General features: G+C 44.5%; 12 protein-coding genes. 4 read left to right on the forward strand and 8 right to left on the reverse strand.

What is annotated here, in order from left to right:
• Positions 1-181: 181 nt before the first annotated feature.
• Both nadC and H9653_RS11340 read right to left on the reverse strand, forming a co-directional pair.
• Positions 182-1,042, reverse strand: a complete 861-nt coding sequence (gene nadC / locus H9653_RS11335; protein ID WP_191692443.1) for a carboxylating nicotinate-nucleotide diphosphorylase — start codon at positions 1,040-1,042, stop codon at positions 182-184.
• Between the two features lie 203 nt (positions 1,043-1,245).
• Positions 1,246-2,280, reverse strand: coding sequence for an NUDIX hydrolase (locus tag H9653_RS11340; protein WP_191692444.1), 1,035 nt, complete (start codon positions 2,278-2,280; stop codon positions 1,246-1,248).
• A 332-nt stretch (positions 2,281-2,612) separates the two neighbouring features.
• Between H9653_RS11340 and nadA the strand changes: the two genes are divergently transcribed.
• From nadA to H9653_RS11355, 3 genes are all read left to right on the forward strand, one after another.
• A complete protein-coding gene (nadA, locus tag H9653_RS11345; protein ID WP_191692445.1) occupies positions 2,613-3,752 on the forward strand; it encodes a quinolinate synthase NadA in 1,140 nt (379 codons plus the stop codon).
• Position 3,753: 1 nt separating this feature from the next.
• Complete coding sequence (gene nadB, locus H9653_RS11350) at positions 3,754-5,637, forward strand: L-aspartate oxidase (protein WP_191692446.1); 1,884 nt, start codon at positions 3,754-3,756, stop codon at positions 5,635-5,637.
• A gap of 78 nt (positions 5,638-5,715) precedes the next feature.
• The gene (locus H9653_RS11355) at positions 5,716-6,609 is read left to right on the forward strand and encodes a phosphatidate cytidylyltransferase (RefSeq protein ID WP_191692447.1); all 894 of its coding nucleotides are present in this window, start codon (positions 5,716-5,718) and stop codon (positions 6,607-6,609) included.
• 7 nt (positions 6,610-6,616) lie between these two features.
• Here the strand turns inward: H9653_RS11355 and H9653_RS11360 are convergent, their stop codons facing one another.
• From H9653_RS11360 to H9653_RS11370, 3 genes are read right to left on the reverse strand one after another with little or no spacing between them, the layout of a single operon-like run.
• Positions 6,617-7,432 (reverse strand): SDR family NAD(P)-dependent oxidoreductase, encoded by an 816-nt coding sequence (locus H9653_RS11360; protein ID WP_191692448.1) that lies wholly within the window; start codon positions 7,430-7,432, stop codon positions 6,617-6,619.
• Between the two features lie 8 nt (positions 7,433-7,440).
• Positions 7,441-8,643, reverse strand: a complete 1,203-nt coding sequence (locus tag H9653_RS11365) for a patatin-like phospholipase family protein (protein WP_191692449.1) — start codon at positions 8,641-8,643, stop codon at positions 7,441-7,443.
• Positions 8,636-11,407, reverse strand: a complete 2,772-nt coding sequence (locus H9653_RS11370; protein ID WP_191692450.1) for an alpha/beta fold hydrolase — start codon at positions 11,405-11,407, stop codon at positions 8,636-8,638. The genes H9653_RS11365 and H9653_RS11370 overlap by 8 nt, the downstream gene beginning before the upstream one ends.
• A gap of 223 nt (positions 11,408-11,630) precedes the next feature.
• Here H9653_RS11370 and H9653_RS11375 point away from each other — a divergent pair, with 223 nt between their 5' ends.
• The gene (locus tag H9653_RS11375; RefSeq protein WP_191692453.1) at positions 11,631-12,542 is read left to right on the forward strand and encodes a lysine exporter LysO family protein; all 912 of its coding nucleotides are present in this window, start codon (positions 11,631-11,633) and stop codon (positions 12,540-12,542) included.
• A 123-nt stretch (positions 12,543-12,665) separates the two neighbouring features.
• On the opposite strand, the gene H9653_RS11380 is transcribed toward H9653_RS11375, so the two are convergent.
• The 3 genes from H9653_RS11380 to H9653_RS11390 all read right to left on the reverse strand — a co-directional run bounded on the left by H9653_RS11380 (position 12,666) and on the right by H9653_RS11390 (position 16,298).
• On the reverse strand, positions 12,666-13,604 hold the full coding sequence (locus H9653_RS11380) for an Abi family protein (RefSeq protein WP_191692451.1): 939 nt from the start codon (positions 13,602-13,604) through the stop codon (positions 12,666-12,668).
• A gap of 46 nt (positions 13,605-13,650) precedes the next feature.
• Positions 13,651-14,943, reverse strand: a complete 1,293-nt coding sequence (locus H9653_RS11385; RefSeq protein WP_191692452.1) for an FAD-dependent oxidoreductase — start codon at positions 14,941-14,943, stop codon at positions 13,651-13,653.
• A gap of 107 nt (positions 14,944-15,050) precedes the next feature.
• Entirely contained in the window at positions 15,051-16,298 is a 1,248-nt protein-coding gene (locus H9653_RS11390) for a UbiH/UbiF/VisC/COQ6 family ubiquinone biosynthesis hydroxylase (protein WP_191692454.1), read from the reverse strand.
• Positions 16,299-16,883 lie beyond the last annotated feature (585 nt).

Genomic DNA, 16,883 nt, shown 5'->3' on the forward strand with positions numbered 1-16,883 from the left:
CAGTTTCCCCATAACTTGCTCTCTATATTATAGATATAATCTATCTATTATAGTAATAAATAGGTAGGTTTGTATATTTTTTATTTAACTGTTTGCAACCCTTTTAATAACTTATCTAACCGAGATTTATGCCATAAAATTAATCAAAAGCTTTAGCATCGATGTAGACCGACCGTTAATCTTAAGCGCTAAAATCGAGGCCAATATCTAATGCTGTCGTACTGTGGGTTAAATAACCCATCGCGATAAAATCAACGCCTGTTTTTGCGACTGCTTGCACGGTTTCAGGGGTTATACCGCCTGAAGCTTCGGTTTTGGCGCGACCCTTACACATGACGACGGCTTCTGATAATACGTCAGGTGCCATATTATCTAACAGTACCAAATTCACGCCGGCATCTAAGGCTTGCTCTAACTGCTCTAACGTATCGACTTCAACTTCTATCGGAATCAGGTGGCCGGCAAAGTCTTGCGCTTGCTGAATGGCAGTTTTGATGTCACCGGCGATAGCAATATGGTTGTCTTTGATTAAAATTGCATCATCCAATCCCAAGCGATGATTGCGCCCGCCGCCGCAGCGTACGGCGTATTTTTGCACAATGCGCAAACCAGGTATGGTTTTACGCGTACAAGTGATTTGCGCCGGATAGTCGGCAACGCTATCGACAATTTTTTTGGTGTCTGTCGCAATACCACTGAGATGGGTCATAAAGTTAAGCGCAGTACGCTCTGCGGTTAATAAATTTCGCGCGTTACCACGGACAGTCGCTAGTATCGTACCCGCCTCAACCGTTGCACAGTCATTGACTTTGGCAATAAACTCGATTTGCTCGTCAATCAAAGCAAAAGACAAACGCGCCAAATCCATCCCACATATCACGCCCGTTTGCCGCGCCTTAATCTGTAGTTGCGCTCGCATATCAGCAGGAATAGTCGCTTGTGATGTCACATCACCGCGCCTGCCCAAATCTTCCGTTAACGCCGCTTTCACCAAAGGTTTAAGCAATACTTCAGCCAATGCTGGCTCTTGTTTAACTGTCATATTTGACCCTTATTTTTGCCTGATATTTATATGCGTTCGATACACTTAGTAAAACATCTTTAATTAAACTCAAAATGAGCATAAATATAGCGCAAAGTGCAAAGCCTCGCAAGAAAAGGGTGCAAATTAATAAAATTAACCAATATGATTTCGCTTTGATATAAGTATTTAGCGTCAGTATAGGAGGGCTTATGCAGTTGGTGCTATTTACGTTTAGGCAATTTACTATCCATGAGTAGGCTTTGTAGCTCAATATCATGGCGGAAGCGATAGAGCTTGGCAGGGCGACCACGCTGAGCGCTACTACTCAGCCCTGTCTCCATGACAAGTTTTTGTGAATCTAGCAAACGACGGAAGTTTTGCTTATGTAAAGGTACGCCTGATAACGCTTCGACGCTTTGTTGCAGCTGCGATAAGGTAAACACGTCCGGCATCAAACCAAAGATAAGCGGTCGATATTCAATCTTGGCACGCAGTCTTGAGATAGCGGTGGCAATCACGCGGCGATGGTCGTAATACATCGGTACGCCTATTAACTGCAACCAATTTGTAGGCAACTTCATTTGGTAACTTGGCGGATAAGTCGGTGCTTCAGGGATTAACCCTGCTTCATAAAGCATCTCATAACGCAGCAAGACATGCTCAGCAACCCATTCTCTATTTTCATAAGCTTTATCAGCATTTGGTGCTTTGTCCGTATCTTTAAACCTATCAACGTCGAAAGTTTCCTCACTGATTCCCCAGCATAAACCAATACGTTGACGGCGGCGCTGCTGGACAACCGTTTCTGCTGCGCTATCTGCCCAGCTTAATAACGCCGGCACAATATGATTCATAATCATACTCGGCATACCATCCAAGTGATTTTCCCATGGGAAATAATCGTACCAATCGCGCCATAATGCTTGGCTTGGCAGCTCTTGCATTTGCGCTTCTTGCACCAATCCTAGGTAGCTGACATAGACAAGCGCATGACCATCGACGTTGCGGCGATTGGTATCGACAAAGGTATAAAGCTGCTCTAAATAACCAAGCGGCTGCTGCGTTTGCTCCTCGACCCATTGACGTACGCCCGCTTGCAAGGAGCGATGTAATGGCATCAATGGCCCGTTGGGCAAGAGCTTGCCTTGGTCAACCGACAAAACGCGCGCGGTGTGCTCAGTAATCGCTACCAACACGGCGACCACTTCTGTGGTGCCGCTACCTTGTTGATGCGAATGCGAATAAGACAACGTCATGGCTTTAAAGGTTTCCTTTATGTTTAAACGTGAAATGAGCGTTTTCAAGATGAAGTGTTTATAACCATGCTTAGTATAGCGTGAATCGAAAACTATCATAGCCTGCCGTTGTAAATAGACGATATCGGAAGCAATAAAAAAGACAGCGAGCAAGGTAAGTTTTGACGAATTACGTATCATTTTAGAAGCAGTTTATAAAAAATACTTGTAATTATGCTCAAAATGAGCATAATTATTAAAACTTGTTATTTAACCATATTTATTAACCATATTTAACTGACTCACTTTTAGCGGCTATTGGTTTGCCGTTATCGCAGCAAAGGTTTGCACTTATGAAAACTTATCCATACGACGCGCCCATCATGAGCACTGATAATCGCATTGCGACTCAGATGAATATCGAATACGCCAAAGCGAAAATCCCAGCGGATTTGCCACGTGCGGAACGACTTGCGGTTGAAGAGAATATTAAGCAGCTATTAAAAGAGCATAATGCGGTATTGGTTGCGCATTACTATGTTGATCCTTTTATCCAAGATTTGGCCTTGGCAACCGGCGGCTGCGTTGGTGATTCGCTAGAGATGGCGCGCTTTGGACAAGCGCACAGTGCGCAAACCTTGGTCGTCGCTGGTGTGCGCTTTATGGGTGAATCAGCAAAGATACTGAGTATGGAGAAGACGGTACTGATGCCAGATTTGGAGGCTGAATGCTCACTTGATTTGGGCTGCCCTGCTGATGAATTCTCTGCCTTTTGTGATGCCCATCCTGAGCGTACAGTGGTGGTTTATGCCAATACTAGCGCTGCTGTGAAAGCCCGTGCTGATTGGGTCGTAACTTCTTCGGTTGGCATCGATATCGTCCGACATTTGCATGCGAATGGTGAAAAAATTATTTGGGGTCCTGACCGTCACTTGGGTAAATACATCGCGCAAGAGACTGGCGCCGATATGTTGCTTTGGCAAGGGTCTTGCTTGGTCCATAACGAGTTTAAAGCCACTGAGCTGCTGCAATTAAAAGAAGAGCATCCAAACGCTAAAGTATTGGTACATCCTGAATCACCTGATAGTGTAGTCGCGCTTGCCGACGTGGTTGGCTCTACCAGCAAGCTATTACAATCAACGTATGAGATGGATGCCGATACCTTTATCGTTGCTACCGACTTGGGTATCTTGCACGAGATGCAAAAGCGTTCGCCACACAAACGTTTCTTAGCTGCCCCGACCGCTGGTGAGAGCGCCAGTTGTAAAAGTTGTGCATTTTGTCCTTGGATGGCGATGAATGGCCTACAAGGTATAGAGCAATGCTTAACCAATCGTAGCGGCGAAGTGCTCATGACGCCTGAGCTTGCAGCAGCAGCTAGAAAACCATTACAACGCATGCTTGATTTTGCCGAAGCGCAAAAGCAACGGGTGACCGCGAGCGGTGACATTGTTAAAGACCGCGAATTATTTGCCAATGTCGGAGCGGCCTAATATGAGTGAGGCATGGTCAGCGCATAAGGTGAATACTCATAACTCTACGGATATCATAAAGACAGACGTACTTATCATTGGCGCTGGCCTTGCAGGATTAACCACCGCCCTTGCTTTGCCGAAATCGCTAAACATTACGGTACTCAGCAAAGCGGCACTGGATGTTTGCTCAAGCCATTATGCCCAAGGTGGCATTGCAGCCAGTCTAGATAAGAATGACCGTGTCGCTGACCATATCGCTGACACACTCATTGCAGGCGCAGGTTTATGCGAAGCTGATAATACCAGCAGTATTTTAAGCGCTGGACAGCAAGCGGTGCAATGGCTTTGTGAACAAGGTGTGCCCTTTACCATGATTCCCCAGCAGGAGAGACACCAGCATGATAATACAAACTCTATAGCGACATTACAGACCAGTAATTTGCATTTAACCAAAGAAGGCGGTCATGGCTGTCGGCGGGTCGCCCACGCCGATGATGCAACTGGTCGGCATATTATGGAAGCCTTGATTGTAAAAGCGCAAGCTGCGTCCAATATTACTATCTTGCCCTATCATGAAGCACTAAGCCTGTTAAAAAATAGCGCCAATCCAAATAATCAGTGCCAAGGTGCGCTTGTTTTTGATCATATACATCAACGTAAACTTACCTTTTATAGTCGCGCGGTTGTCTTAGCCAGTGGTGGCTTGGGGCAATTATTTAAGCGTGCCAGCGCGCCGAACGTCTGTGTCGGCGATGGTGTTATGATGGCATGGCAAGCGGGTTGCCGTTTGGCAAATCTAGAGTTTATCCAATTTCATCCAACTGGTTTGGCATTTGGCGATAGTAGCTTTTTGATATCTGAAGCGCTACGCGGTGAAGGTGGACGATTATATTGCCCGCAAACTGGCAAGCGTTTCATGCTTGATGTTGATAAACGCGCAGAACTAGCTCCAAGAGATATCGTCGCCCGAGCTATTGCTGAGCAGATTAATAAGAATGGACTTGGTTACGTCAATCTTGATGTTAGTCACTTGCCAGCGGAATTTTTGCAAGAGCATTTTCCGCAGATTTATAAAACCCTATTAGAGCTTGGCATTGATATTACTACTGACCCCATTCCTGTTGCCCCTACCGCTCACTATAGTTGCGGCGGTGTAGTGACGTCTGCCAATGGTTTGACCGATGTGGTAGGGCTTTATGCTGCTGGTGAGGTTGCTTATACAGGTCTGCATGGAGCAAACCGCTTAGCGAGTAATTCACTGTTGGAATGCGTGGTCGTTGGGCGCAATATCGCTACGGACTTGCCGCGCTATCTGGAAGCAATAGAGAAGTTAGAAATAACTTTACCTCATGCTAATTTAGACAAATTAATCCATGATATGTGGACAGCGCCAATGCTTAAAGATAGTCAGCGCATTACTTTACCATCGTCTACTGAATATGAAAGCTATACTAATGATAACGTCAATATAAATGCTGATATCACTGCAATAACCGCAGAACTAAAAGCTTTGATGACCTCCCATATGGGCATTACTCGTGATGCTCAGCAGTTAGCACAAGCGTTGGTACAAATACAGCAATGGCAACAACAGCTTAACTGTTACGACTCTAATCAACTAAGCATCTATAATAAAGACAACGCTACTATTTTGAATGAGCTGCCCTACTTTCAATTAGCAAGACAATTACAATTAGCGACCTTGATTATTCAATCTGCTTATCAGCGTCATGAGAGCCGCGGTGGCCATTACCGAAAAGACTATCCCAACTTAACGAGCACACCTCGGACGAGTGTGATTGAGCCATTATCAAAGTTGAAAGAAGGTGGTATTGATTGGTTGATTCAGCCTATAATCGATGATACAGAGGCTGGATCAGTATGTACAGTTGCTAACGCCTAACAGCAATTAAGCGTTGCCACTTCAGCCATAAAAAAACGGTGGGTTACCGTTCTCTATCGACCTCAAAGTGCTAAAAACATGGCTTCTGACTTACGGTTTGTGATGGTTCTAATGCTAGTCGTGAGTTCGGTTTGGGCTATGCTTGCCCTACCTCGCTTGCGTCAGCGCTTACCGAAAATCTACTTGATAGCACGCTCATGGTGGCTCATGTTAGCAGCGCTTTGCGCTTGTTATATTATCGCTAAGATAACTGATAATAGTCAACACCTACACTCTCGCACATACCCCTATCAGTGGTTGCTGATCGCTTTTTTCTTGTTGATTGGTGTGCGTGGCTGCTACGAGATTAAACGATTATGGCACCTACCTAGCAAAGCTAGGCTTATTAGTAAGCTTCAAGCGCGTGGCTTGCAACCAAATACTCAGCCTTTTATAAAAACTTCTTCTGATTCTAAGCAAGCCTATACACATTTAAAATTCTTAGACTTGCTGTTTAGTTCTGTCTTTATCGCATTGATTATCAGCTTGATTGCCTTACAGCAATTAACGTGGCAACGCGAACAATATGGCATTTTATTTTTTGTATTATTCGCCAGCCAATTTAATGATATTGCCCAGTATTTATGCGGACGATTGCTTGGTCACAAAATCTTTAAGCGCGGTCTTGCTCCAACCATCAGCCCGAATAAAAGTATCGAAGGTGCTCTCTTTGGCAGTGTATTAGCAGCGATATTGGCCACACTATTAGGCATCTGGCTCACTTCTTTTAGCTGGTGGATTTGCTTATTGGCCGCCTATGGTTTAGCGGTAAGTGGTATCGCTGGAGATTTATTAGAATCCGCCTTTAAACGTCAGCACGGAGTAAAAGACACGGGTACTATGCTCGCTGGACATGGCGGCGTATTGGATAGAATAGATAGTCTGCTGATTGGTGTGCCATTATTTACCTTGTTTTATTGGCTGCTTGGCTAAGCTGTTATCAAGTGGTTTTATCCAATTTACTACGCAATATCCAGTTAAGCAAAGGCTTAGGTAAATGGTTTAGCGCCCGAATGATATAGCCCATAGAGCGTGGAAATATGGCCAGCTCAATATCTTTATCAATTGCCTGCATAATCTTCTCAACCGCCGTTTGTGTTTTTATTATGAATGGCTTATGGCTAGCATCACCATTATTTAAATCACGTAATGCTTGGGTATCGATATATCCCGAGGCGATGCAGTTTACTTGAATGTGATAAGGCGCAAGTGCTGCACGATAGGCGCTAGCATTGGCAATCATCGCGCGTTTGCTTTTGGCATAAAGACTGGCGTAAGGATAATCCATTGTACCGGCGATAGAAGCAATACAAATTAGGCTTAGGCTGCTGTTTTCGTTGAAATCCAACGCACAGCTTTGCCGCCTTAATTGCTCACTTGCCCATCTAAAAACCTGCTCAAACGCTTGCAGATTAATTGCTAGCATTTGATCGCTGTCCGCTTGACTCAGATGGTGAACACGCTCATTGGTATAACTACCCGCACTATAAATCACTCTTTGAAAACTGATATTTGACAAGCTCTCTAACAAACTTTGTGTTTGCACGTTATCAGTCAAATCACAGCAATAAGTAATAATGTTAGGATGCTGACTATTGGTATTATCTATCTTCTCCATACTATGACCAACCACGCTCACTTGCCAGCCAAGCGCCTGATGATGCAGCGCCAGTGCCAAACCAAGTCCACTCGTACCGCCGAAAACGATGATATGCGATGACTTATGAGCTGAAGTAGATTGTGTAAGGTCTTTCATTTGCGAACTCATAGCCCGTGCTGTTGTATATAGTCAGTGGTACGCTGATAGCCATACTGCCATTGCGCCTGCATTTGCTGCACAAAGCCATCATAGTCACTGTGAATCAGCTCAACGGTCATTTGTCTGATGTTAAAACGCTTTTGTACATGCTGCCTTGCCAACTGCTGAGCATTATCTGCAAAAGGTAACCAATGTAGTTGATTCACTCGAGGACTGGTTTCAACAGAATCAGCGCGTGGCAGCGTTTCTGTTGAATCAAAACCCTGCACCTGTGCCAAACGCTCGTTGGGGTCAAAACCAAAAACACGTTGAATGGCTGGTGCGGCAAGCCATGAATCATAACCCGCCTTGGTTTCTGCAAATACGCTATGACCCAATTGACACGCCAGCTCAATGGGTGTGAGATTAATCACTCCGCCTAAACACCAACCAAGGGCTGCGATATGCGTCGGTGGTAGGTAATACATATCTGCCATAGAAGCACGAATCGCAGGGGCAAAATCCCATTTGGTCAGCGTTCTGACAGACTGAGTTATACGTCCATTAGCAAATGTATGAGCCGGTGAATTCAGTTTTTCTGCAATGAGATCTAATACTGCCAATCGCGGCGGGGCAAATAATAATTCTTGTAGCCTAAAATCATTGTGAAAAGCATTATCAACAGTAGTCCCTTGGCTAGCTGTTGGATGCAGGCGACTGGCGATAATGGCTATCTCTGGCGCGGTAGGATTACACAAATTATTATTTTGCTTGAGAGAAAGACCAGACAACTCGTCAAGCCATTTTTCTTCCTTATCAACTCGAAACATCGCTAGCTGCTGCAATTCATCCAAAATCCGCTCATAGTTATCTACTTGCCGCAGTCTTTGTCCGTTAGCTTTTTGTTTTGTGAGTCGCCAGCGCTTGAAAGCCTGAGTCATGCAACGTATTTTTAATCGCTTACTTACTTCGTCTGGCGCGACATGTCTGATGGCAGTAATGACACGATACAACTCACGACTGCACATGAGCTCCTGCAAATCCCTGGGATCGGGCGCCAAATTAACCAAATAAGCCGATAGACTACCACCGCAGGTGCCAACAATCATATCCGGCGTCAAATCATGAGCCACCAATGCTGCATAGCTACCTAAATAATAGCCAAAACGGGAACCGCCCCCTGAAAAAAGCTGTACACGCTCATAGGGTTTGGCATGCGTATTATTCATGATTGGTTGAGGCGACTTTAATCGCTAGTGACACGGTAAAAATACCAAAGCGATCGATACGCATTGCTATTTTTTGAAAGCCAGCACTCTCAACCAACTGATCCATCTCTGCTTGTGAACGACAACGCATCACCCAATCGCTGCCACGATGATTGTTTAAGGTTTTACTGATAAATTCTTGTTCAGGATGCCAAGGCTGATTGGTATAAAGCAAATAACCACCAGATTTTAAACTATCGTAAATGCCTGCCAAAGCCGTCGTTGGTAGCATATTGTCAGAAAACAATTCAAAAACACCAGAGGCAATGGCGATATCGAACTTTGTTTCATCGGCACTGCCAGTCTCTTTCTGCTCATTAACATAACTGGCAGGGTCAAAGGCATCTTTTTGACAGGCAATCACGCGATCAGTAATTTCTAGCTGCTGCGCTTTCGACTGTAACGCTTGAATATTATGCTGCTCATAATCACGTAGCTCAGCATGCAAGTCTGCAAATTCTGTCAACAAATCAAACGCATAAAAGCCATACCCACTAGCAATATCTAGCAATCTTGGTTGGTATGACTTAGCACTATTTTGGTTCTTATTTTCAATATCTGCTAAAGCTTGACGTGTTAGCTCTAATATATGCTCACGGCGGATACGAATCCCTTGCCAACCGATATTATTGAGATAGAATTTATCGACTGCCTGACCAAATTTATTCTGACCACTCGGCTGATTGTAATAGACATGATCGAGCGAATGACCCGAATCAAAGCCATGCGCAAGCCCTGTGGCAATGGCATCGCTGACATGACCAAATTTTTGCATGGCAAATCGGGTAATGGCAAAGCTTGGGTTAAAAGGTTTAATCGCTAAGCGATCAACCTTATCCTTACTGGCACTGTTTAGATGAGCGGCGCTCAAATCCGATGCTTTAACGTCCGTACTGAATACCTGCTCAGCGAACTCGATACAATCAGCGAAGACGTCTGCTTTATTGGTTTCATGAAAGATCGCATGATAGCTGTCTGGATATAATTGCCAACGCTTAGTAGTCGTATTAATCGCGTCATAAAAATCGCGTTCAGCCTGCTTATCGACCACATAATCCTTGCCTGCGCACAATACAAACGTCGGTACGGTAATGGCACCAGCATCATCGAGCAAGCGTTGACCCGTCGCATGAGTATCAATGAGCAAGTCAGTCGAGATGCTATTGGAGATAAGCGGGTCGGCATTGTAGGCGTGCTGTGCGTCTTTATCATGGGTCAGCACTTGCGCTTTGACGTAGCTACTCACGCGTGACATCAGTCCAAGCGCGCGAGCCACCTTTAACGACGGTATGGCAAAGGGTAGATACAAACGAATCTTCAATGCAGGTGTACCCAAAATCATCCCGCGGATATTGGGCGCGTAATCATGTACCCATGCTGCCGCGAGTACCGCACCGATACTACTGGCGATGAGTAAAGTATCGTCAATGGCAATGCCAGTTTGAGCAACGACCAATTGCACAAAGTCGTTTAAATCGCGCTCTAGCTCGGTGACGCTCTCGGCATGGTCTTTGATACCGCCTGAGCGCCCATTACCGCGTGCATCCCAAGCAAATACCTGATAGCCAGCCGCAGCAAACTGCTGTCCTAACTCTTCCAATCGTCCTGAATGCTCATGACCACGATGTAACAGAATGACTTGGCGCTGTTGTGTGTGTTGCTGACTGATTTGTTTTATAGCCTCTAGAGGCATCGTCAGCCAGTAACGATAATATATTGCCGTGCCATCATAAGCGTTATAACTACTTTCACCATGAATAGTTTTGGGTGAGAACTGCTTTGATGAAGGTTGCTTTGATGAGAGTTTCTTTGATGACGTCTTTTGGGATGGGTCTTTATGATTACTATCGTTAAGCAGATTTATTTTATTTTCTGCACTATTAGAGGTCGCTGACATAATATTGGATTCCAAAAGAAAAGCATTAGTAGAAGAATGAGGTAAAGCGTTATGAGCGATGAAACCATCAATGACGCTAGGAGAAAATTCAGCATGGTTGGAAATGTTTGAATGATGACAAGTATTTAAGGCACTCAGTGTTGATTTAGGCACTGGCGGTTTACGCATTACGTATAAATTCACCATATAACGCAAGCGATTGAGGCAAGTTTTTAAGAGCATTGCTTCTGTCAGTAGGCACAGCTGCCCTATTCTTATAGGTGATAGCGATAACGGTACTTTGACACCAACCAAGATGCCAAGCACACCCAGCAAAAAAGCACGGTCACTTTTGCCTAATGGCCCATGGTTGGCTCGAGTACCTAGCGCTGTATTACTGGCTATGCCCAGTAGCTCGGTACCAATACTAAAACCAATCAAACCGACAATATGGCGCTGACTGTGAGATAGGTTTTCTGCGATATTTATCAGCCCAACGGGCGTTTCTTGATTATCAATATGCGGCAACAGACTGGCCAATAATGCTGTATCGGCAACAATATCGCCCAATTCATTAAGCACTGCACCAAGTTTGGATGCCTGCCCGTGCTCACGCGCCATCATACCATCAATAGCATTGAGCGCCATACGCACAAACAATGATGACGGCATTAACAGCCATAGCGCTTGATTTCTGGCTGCGGGCTTAGCTATCACATAGGCCGTTCCCACACTCAACAATACTGCTGAAACCGTCACTTGGTTGGCGGTAACACCTTGCCCAGCTAGAGTATCGCTTATAGGACGCAATTGATCTTGGAATTGAGACTTGAGTTGATATAGCGACATAATACGTGCCAAAACGTTTGATGCCTTCAATGTAGCAACAAAAGTTTGTCAGGTAAAGAATAACCAGCCACTTAGAGGTCATTTACTACTCAAACAACCGTCATATTTTGCGATGAATATGATGTGCTGATAGCCGTATTTACGAGCTAATATGATACAATCCCCAGCTTCTGAGAAATGCCCTCCCAAAAACGCCTTGTTTAAAAATGACGAGTCTGCCGACATGCAAAGCCTAATTACCCTTGTTTTGGTATTAATGCCAATGTTTATTGGCTTTGCCATTCCCTCAAACCCAACCATGACTATGCTTGCCGATAAAGGCTTATCTTATTTGGTCTTTATCATCTTAGGGTTGATTGGTATTGAGCTGGCACAAGTCGAAGGACTTGGCAGCCAAATAGGTGAAATTGCGCTTTATGTCACTATCTTGTCGATACTAACGATTGGCACCGGCTTATTTGCCTTGATGCTGTTTGACCGTCTGCGTCCATGGCATGCCAAAAAACCTAGCGTCAAATCTAAAGAGCACCGTGTCAGTATTCGCGGCAGTCTAGCACAGGTATTTTGCGTGGCGATTGGTATGGTGATTGGCTATTTTTTGCCAGCCGATTATATGCCACCTGAAAACACCATGACAGCAATGCTAATGATATTAATCTTACTGGTCGGTATTGGCCTCAAAGGCTCGGGCATTACCCTAAAGGAAGTCTTACTTAATAAACGCGGCGTTGAGATGAGCGTGATCTTTACGCTCTCGGTATTGGTCGGCGGGCTTATCTTTGCGCTGATATTTAGCGATGTCTCTTGGACTAAGGGAATGGCATTGGCATCAGGGTTTGGATGGTATTCGCTATCAGCGATTATCATGACTGATGCTTATGGCGCCGTTTGGGGCAGTGTGGCGCTATTTAATGACTTGGTACGTGAGTTTTTTGCGCTATTATTTATTCCTGTTTTTATGCGTAAATATCCATCAGCAGCGGTAGGACTTGGCGGCGCGACCAGTTTAGATTTTACCTTACCGATTATTCAACAATCAGGTGGTCTAAAAGTTGTGCCACTGGCGATCAGCTTTGGCTTTATTATTAATATTGTCTCGCCAGTGCTGATGGTGCTGTTTTCGGCGTTGGGGTAGATACATTTTAGCATTTGCTAAATTCATATTAAGTGATATCATGTATATCAATATGACCGTCACCTCTGCTCTTGCAAGTGGCGGTTTTCTATATCTAGTGATTCAACTTCATAATAACTTATTTTAGAGCCATAATTTCCAGTCATCTATACTCGTTACCAAACCAAAATCTGTAATATTGACAGTATTATTAGGTACAGTAGGAAATTCCTTCAATAAAACTTTAAAACGTTTATTCCACTGAGAATTAGGACAGATAATATTTAGCATATGCTGCATAATACAAAAATAAAAAAATGGTTTATGATTTGCAAGTGCCGTCCATCTTTCATCTAATGTAATAGGAGCTGACTGTTCAAGAATGTTAGCATTCCATAATCGACTGTGGTGAGCACTAACATTACGAATAAAGTTTAGACTACGTAACCATTGCTCAAGTTGTTTTCCAGTAACCTCATACTTTTGTGCAATAGTCGCTTTATCTGAATAAGTCATGCCAGCATACAATCTAGACATGCAACCAAAATCCCAAACCTCAATTGCTACCCAAATGGGTATAACTCCCTTATAAGAATTATTATGATGCGAAATGAAAGGCTCTTTTCTTGCACGATGTAATAACTGACTATGCTTTTCCAACCAAAGTTGGTGTTCAGTCTTTCCTTTATTCCTTCCTTTCCTAATTATCTTTTTTGCAAAATTACCATCTAATTTCTCTGCTTGTTCATGAGCTTGTGGATCTTTTTTACCCAATATATGCGCAATATCCACTCGAACTGCCATCTCTATTCTCTCTAATGCATCCAATGCTAAGAGCCTCAAGTTTTTGTCAAAGACATAAAGCTCTACAATATGCTTAAAATGGGTATTTTCTACGAATAAACTCAGCCGTTTGTTTGTAGAGTTGTCATTGAACTGACGGAATGGATACCAGTAACCACTTAACCGATAATAACCGACTCTTTCAAGATAACTGAGTGCTGCTGCTTCATTGTCTATTAGCATATCTTTAGCTTTTAAACTATTAAGTTGCTGTTGGAATGACAACCAAGATTTAGTCATTTAATGTACTCTGCTTCATACTATTAATTATCAAACACGTAATCACCTAAACCCCACTCGCTTGCTTAGCAAACAGACGCATCAATGGTTTGATTTTGCTGACGCGATACATACCTTCATTACGAAGTTGTTGAATCGGACGCATCTGCGCAAGCGAGCCAGCAAACAGCCAATTAAGCGCCGAAAAGCTGTGCATCATCAAACTATTATGTGGACGACGCAGACGCTCATAGCTTCGTAAGGTTTGGTTCGTACCCCACAGCTTATTGCCACTGCGCGCATAATCATGGCTGAGTTGTTCGCTTAACACTTTTACATCAAGCATTCCCAAATTTAGCCCCTGACCTGCCAGCGGATGCACACCATGTGCGGCGTCCCCAATTAATACTAGATTATCGGCGACATAGCTTTTTGCTTGCTGCGCGGCTAACGGAAAGCTGGCGATGGATTCAATCTCGCGGATAGCACCCAGCTCATAATGACTGGCAGCAGCCAATTTATCAGCGATGTAGCGCGGCGTTTCTTCCAACAATGCCAATGCTTGATTGCGTGGCAGTGTCCATACGATCGACTGCCAGTGTTGTGGATTGATTTTATCTTCATCCGTGATATCAGCAAGCGGCAACAATGCCAATGTACCAGTCGGTAGCATGGCTTGACGGGCAGTCGCTAGGTGCGACTTGTCGGTTTGAATGGCACAGCAAATCGCGGTTTGGTTATAATCAAGCACATCTAGCTCAATGGCCGCCTGCTTACGCACAAACGAGCCGCGACCGTCAGCACCAACCAATAAACGCGCGTCAATCACCGTGCCATTATCTAGCGTCACACGGTAACCTTGCGCGCTACCAAGCCAGTCCATGTCGACAACCTTGTGCCCATCGATAACGGTTAGATATTGGCTGACATCAGCGGCAGATAAACGCTGCCACAATGCATATTCGATAACGGCCGGCTCAACCATACTACCGAGCATTTTTGTCTCAGAGTTTTGATTGCTGTTATTGCCGTCATTACCATTATTAGCATCATCACTATCGCCGAACAGTAACTCGCCGCGACCGTTTAGCTGCCAAACCTGCATTTGGGTATAATCGGCTTTACGCTCTGATGCCGCTATTTTTTGCCAAGCGCCCACGTCTTTCAGCAAACCAATACTGGCAAGGCTTAAAGCATAAACGCGCGCATCCCGCTTACCAAGCACTTGTTGCCAATTTGCCTCGCTACGTTTAGGGCGCGCATCAATAAGCGTCACTGGCATCTCAGCTTGTGCCAGTTTTAGCGCCAGGGTTGCACCGACGATACCGCCGCCGATAATGAGCGTATGGTTATTTTTCATAAAACATCCTTTGTCGCGTTATTCATGCTATCCGCTCATATTTATGTGGTTTAGCAGCAGCTGAAATGTTGGATTTTATTTGCTTAATAACTTACCAGTATGTTGAACTAAGATTTTAAGCCCATCGCATAGTTGGCAATCAATGGCTTAATGTTTGGCAGTTTATCAAAGGCAACCAAAGCCACGTTACGTGCCAGTTTCACCGCTGGATTAGGATGAGTAAAGCCATGTACTACTGCATCACAAAAGCGAATGACGCGTTTTTGATCGGTTTGACGGGCTTTTTCATAGCGTTTGAGCAACGTAGGATCGCCGATATCTTCGCCTTTTAGCACCTGCCGATTCATCATTTGCGCCAGTACATGCGCATCACGCATACACAGGTTAAAACCCTGTCCAGCGACCGGATGCAAGGTGTGAGCAGCGTTACCCATGATGACGCAACGACCGTCAACTTGTTTGTCAGCCAGTACCCGTGTCAATGGATAAGCGCCGCGGCGACCGGCTTTTTTAAACGTGCCAGCGCGCTTACCAAAAGCTTGCTGCAAGGTTGCCAAGAAATGCGCATCATCTTCTAGATATTGTGTCTCTTCACCCGTTGGGCAAACCCAAACCACTGAGCGTCTATAGCCTTTTTGATATTCATCATTGCCGTCGCCTTCTGGATCGGTCAATGGCAATACTGCAAGCGGCCCTGCCGGACTAAAACGCTCAATGGCAATATGTTCATGCGGCTGATCGGTTTCTACCACGCCAACGATAGCGGTTTGCTTATAATCATAAGTCGTAGTGCCGATATTTAACAATTGACGCACGGTAGAGTCGCGACCATCACAGGCAACCAAAACACTGGCCTGCAACTGCTGCTCATGCTCTTCTTCACCGTAATAGCTAAAGCTTAACGTCACGCCATCGTTTTGTTGGCTAACGGCTATCACATTGGCATTATCAATCAGCGTAATCAGCGGCTCCTGCTGGGCAGCCAATAACAACTTACGCCCAAGCCACGCGTTTTCCATCACTTGCCCAAATGACTCGACTTGCTCCTCAGCTTTATTTAATTGTGCGCGCCCAAAGCTACCTTGCTCGCTAATTTTTACCGCATCAATGCGACAAGCATGACTTTGTAGCTCATCCCATAGCCCAATCTCTTGATAAATCTGTACCGTACGCCGTGACAGTGCGGTATTTCGACTGTCTAAATAATGCGTGCGTTTAGCGTCGTCATTTGGACTGATGGTTGGATAGCTGTTTTTCTCTAGCAGAGTGCTAGCGATACCATGATGAGCAAGCAACAACGCAAACGACAAACCGACATGGCCGCCGCCGGCGATAAGGACTTGCTGCTCAGTCATAGCCGCTTTATTAGCCTGTTCAGATTTAGCAGGATTGATTTTTGATAAATTTGCTTCAGTATGTTGCATGGTTATTATTCCTATTATGACCCATTTAGCACGCGTTTAGACGCGATGACTTTACATTCAAAAAATATTATTTTTCTAAAAAATATCTTGTTCTTCTACCTTTACAAACTTAGCTTTTACACCGCCATTATCTAAGCTCTAGATTACCACAAATCATTCATCATTCTGTGCTCCTGACCATAACCATAGTGGCTATTTAGTTTTGTTGCCGTTTTCGCTCTAAGGTGTATCATCTACAGTTGCAATCACCATACAAAAACAAAGCCCTGCCCGCCTGTAAATGGCTTGAATTTTAAATTCTATCTAAAAGCGAAAGAGGACTCCACCCGACATTAGGGTGGAGGTGAATTTCGCCTAGGGCGTGTCCCTAATTGGCAAACAAGTATATATCTTCTAAAATAAAGCATACACTTTATAAAATAAGAGGTATATAAGAAAGATGGCCAGACAAGCATTGACCGATAATCTCTGGGAACAGCTACAAGTGACTATGGCACAACATGGTTGCTACCGAAA

Source organism: Psychrobacter communis (genome assembly GCF_014836505.1).
Lineage (GTDB): Bacteria > Pseudomonadota > Gammaproteobacteria > Pseudomonadales > Moraxellaceae > Psychrobacter > Psychrobacter faecalis.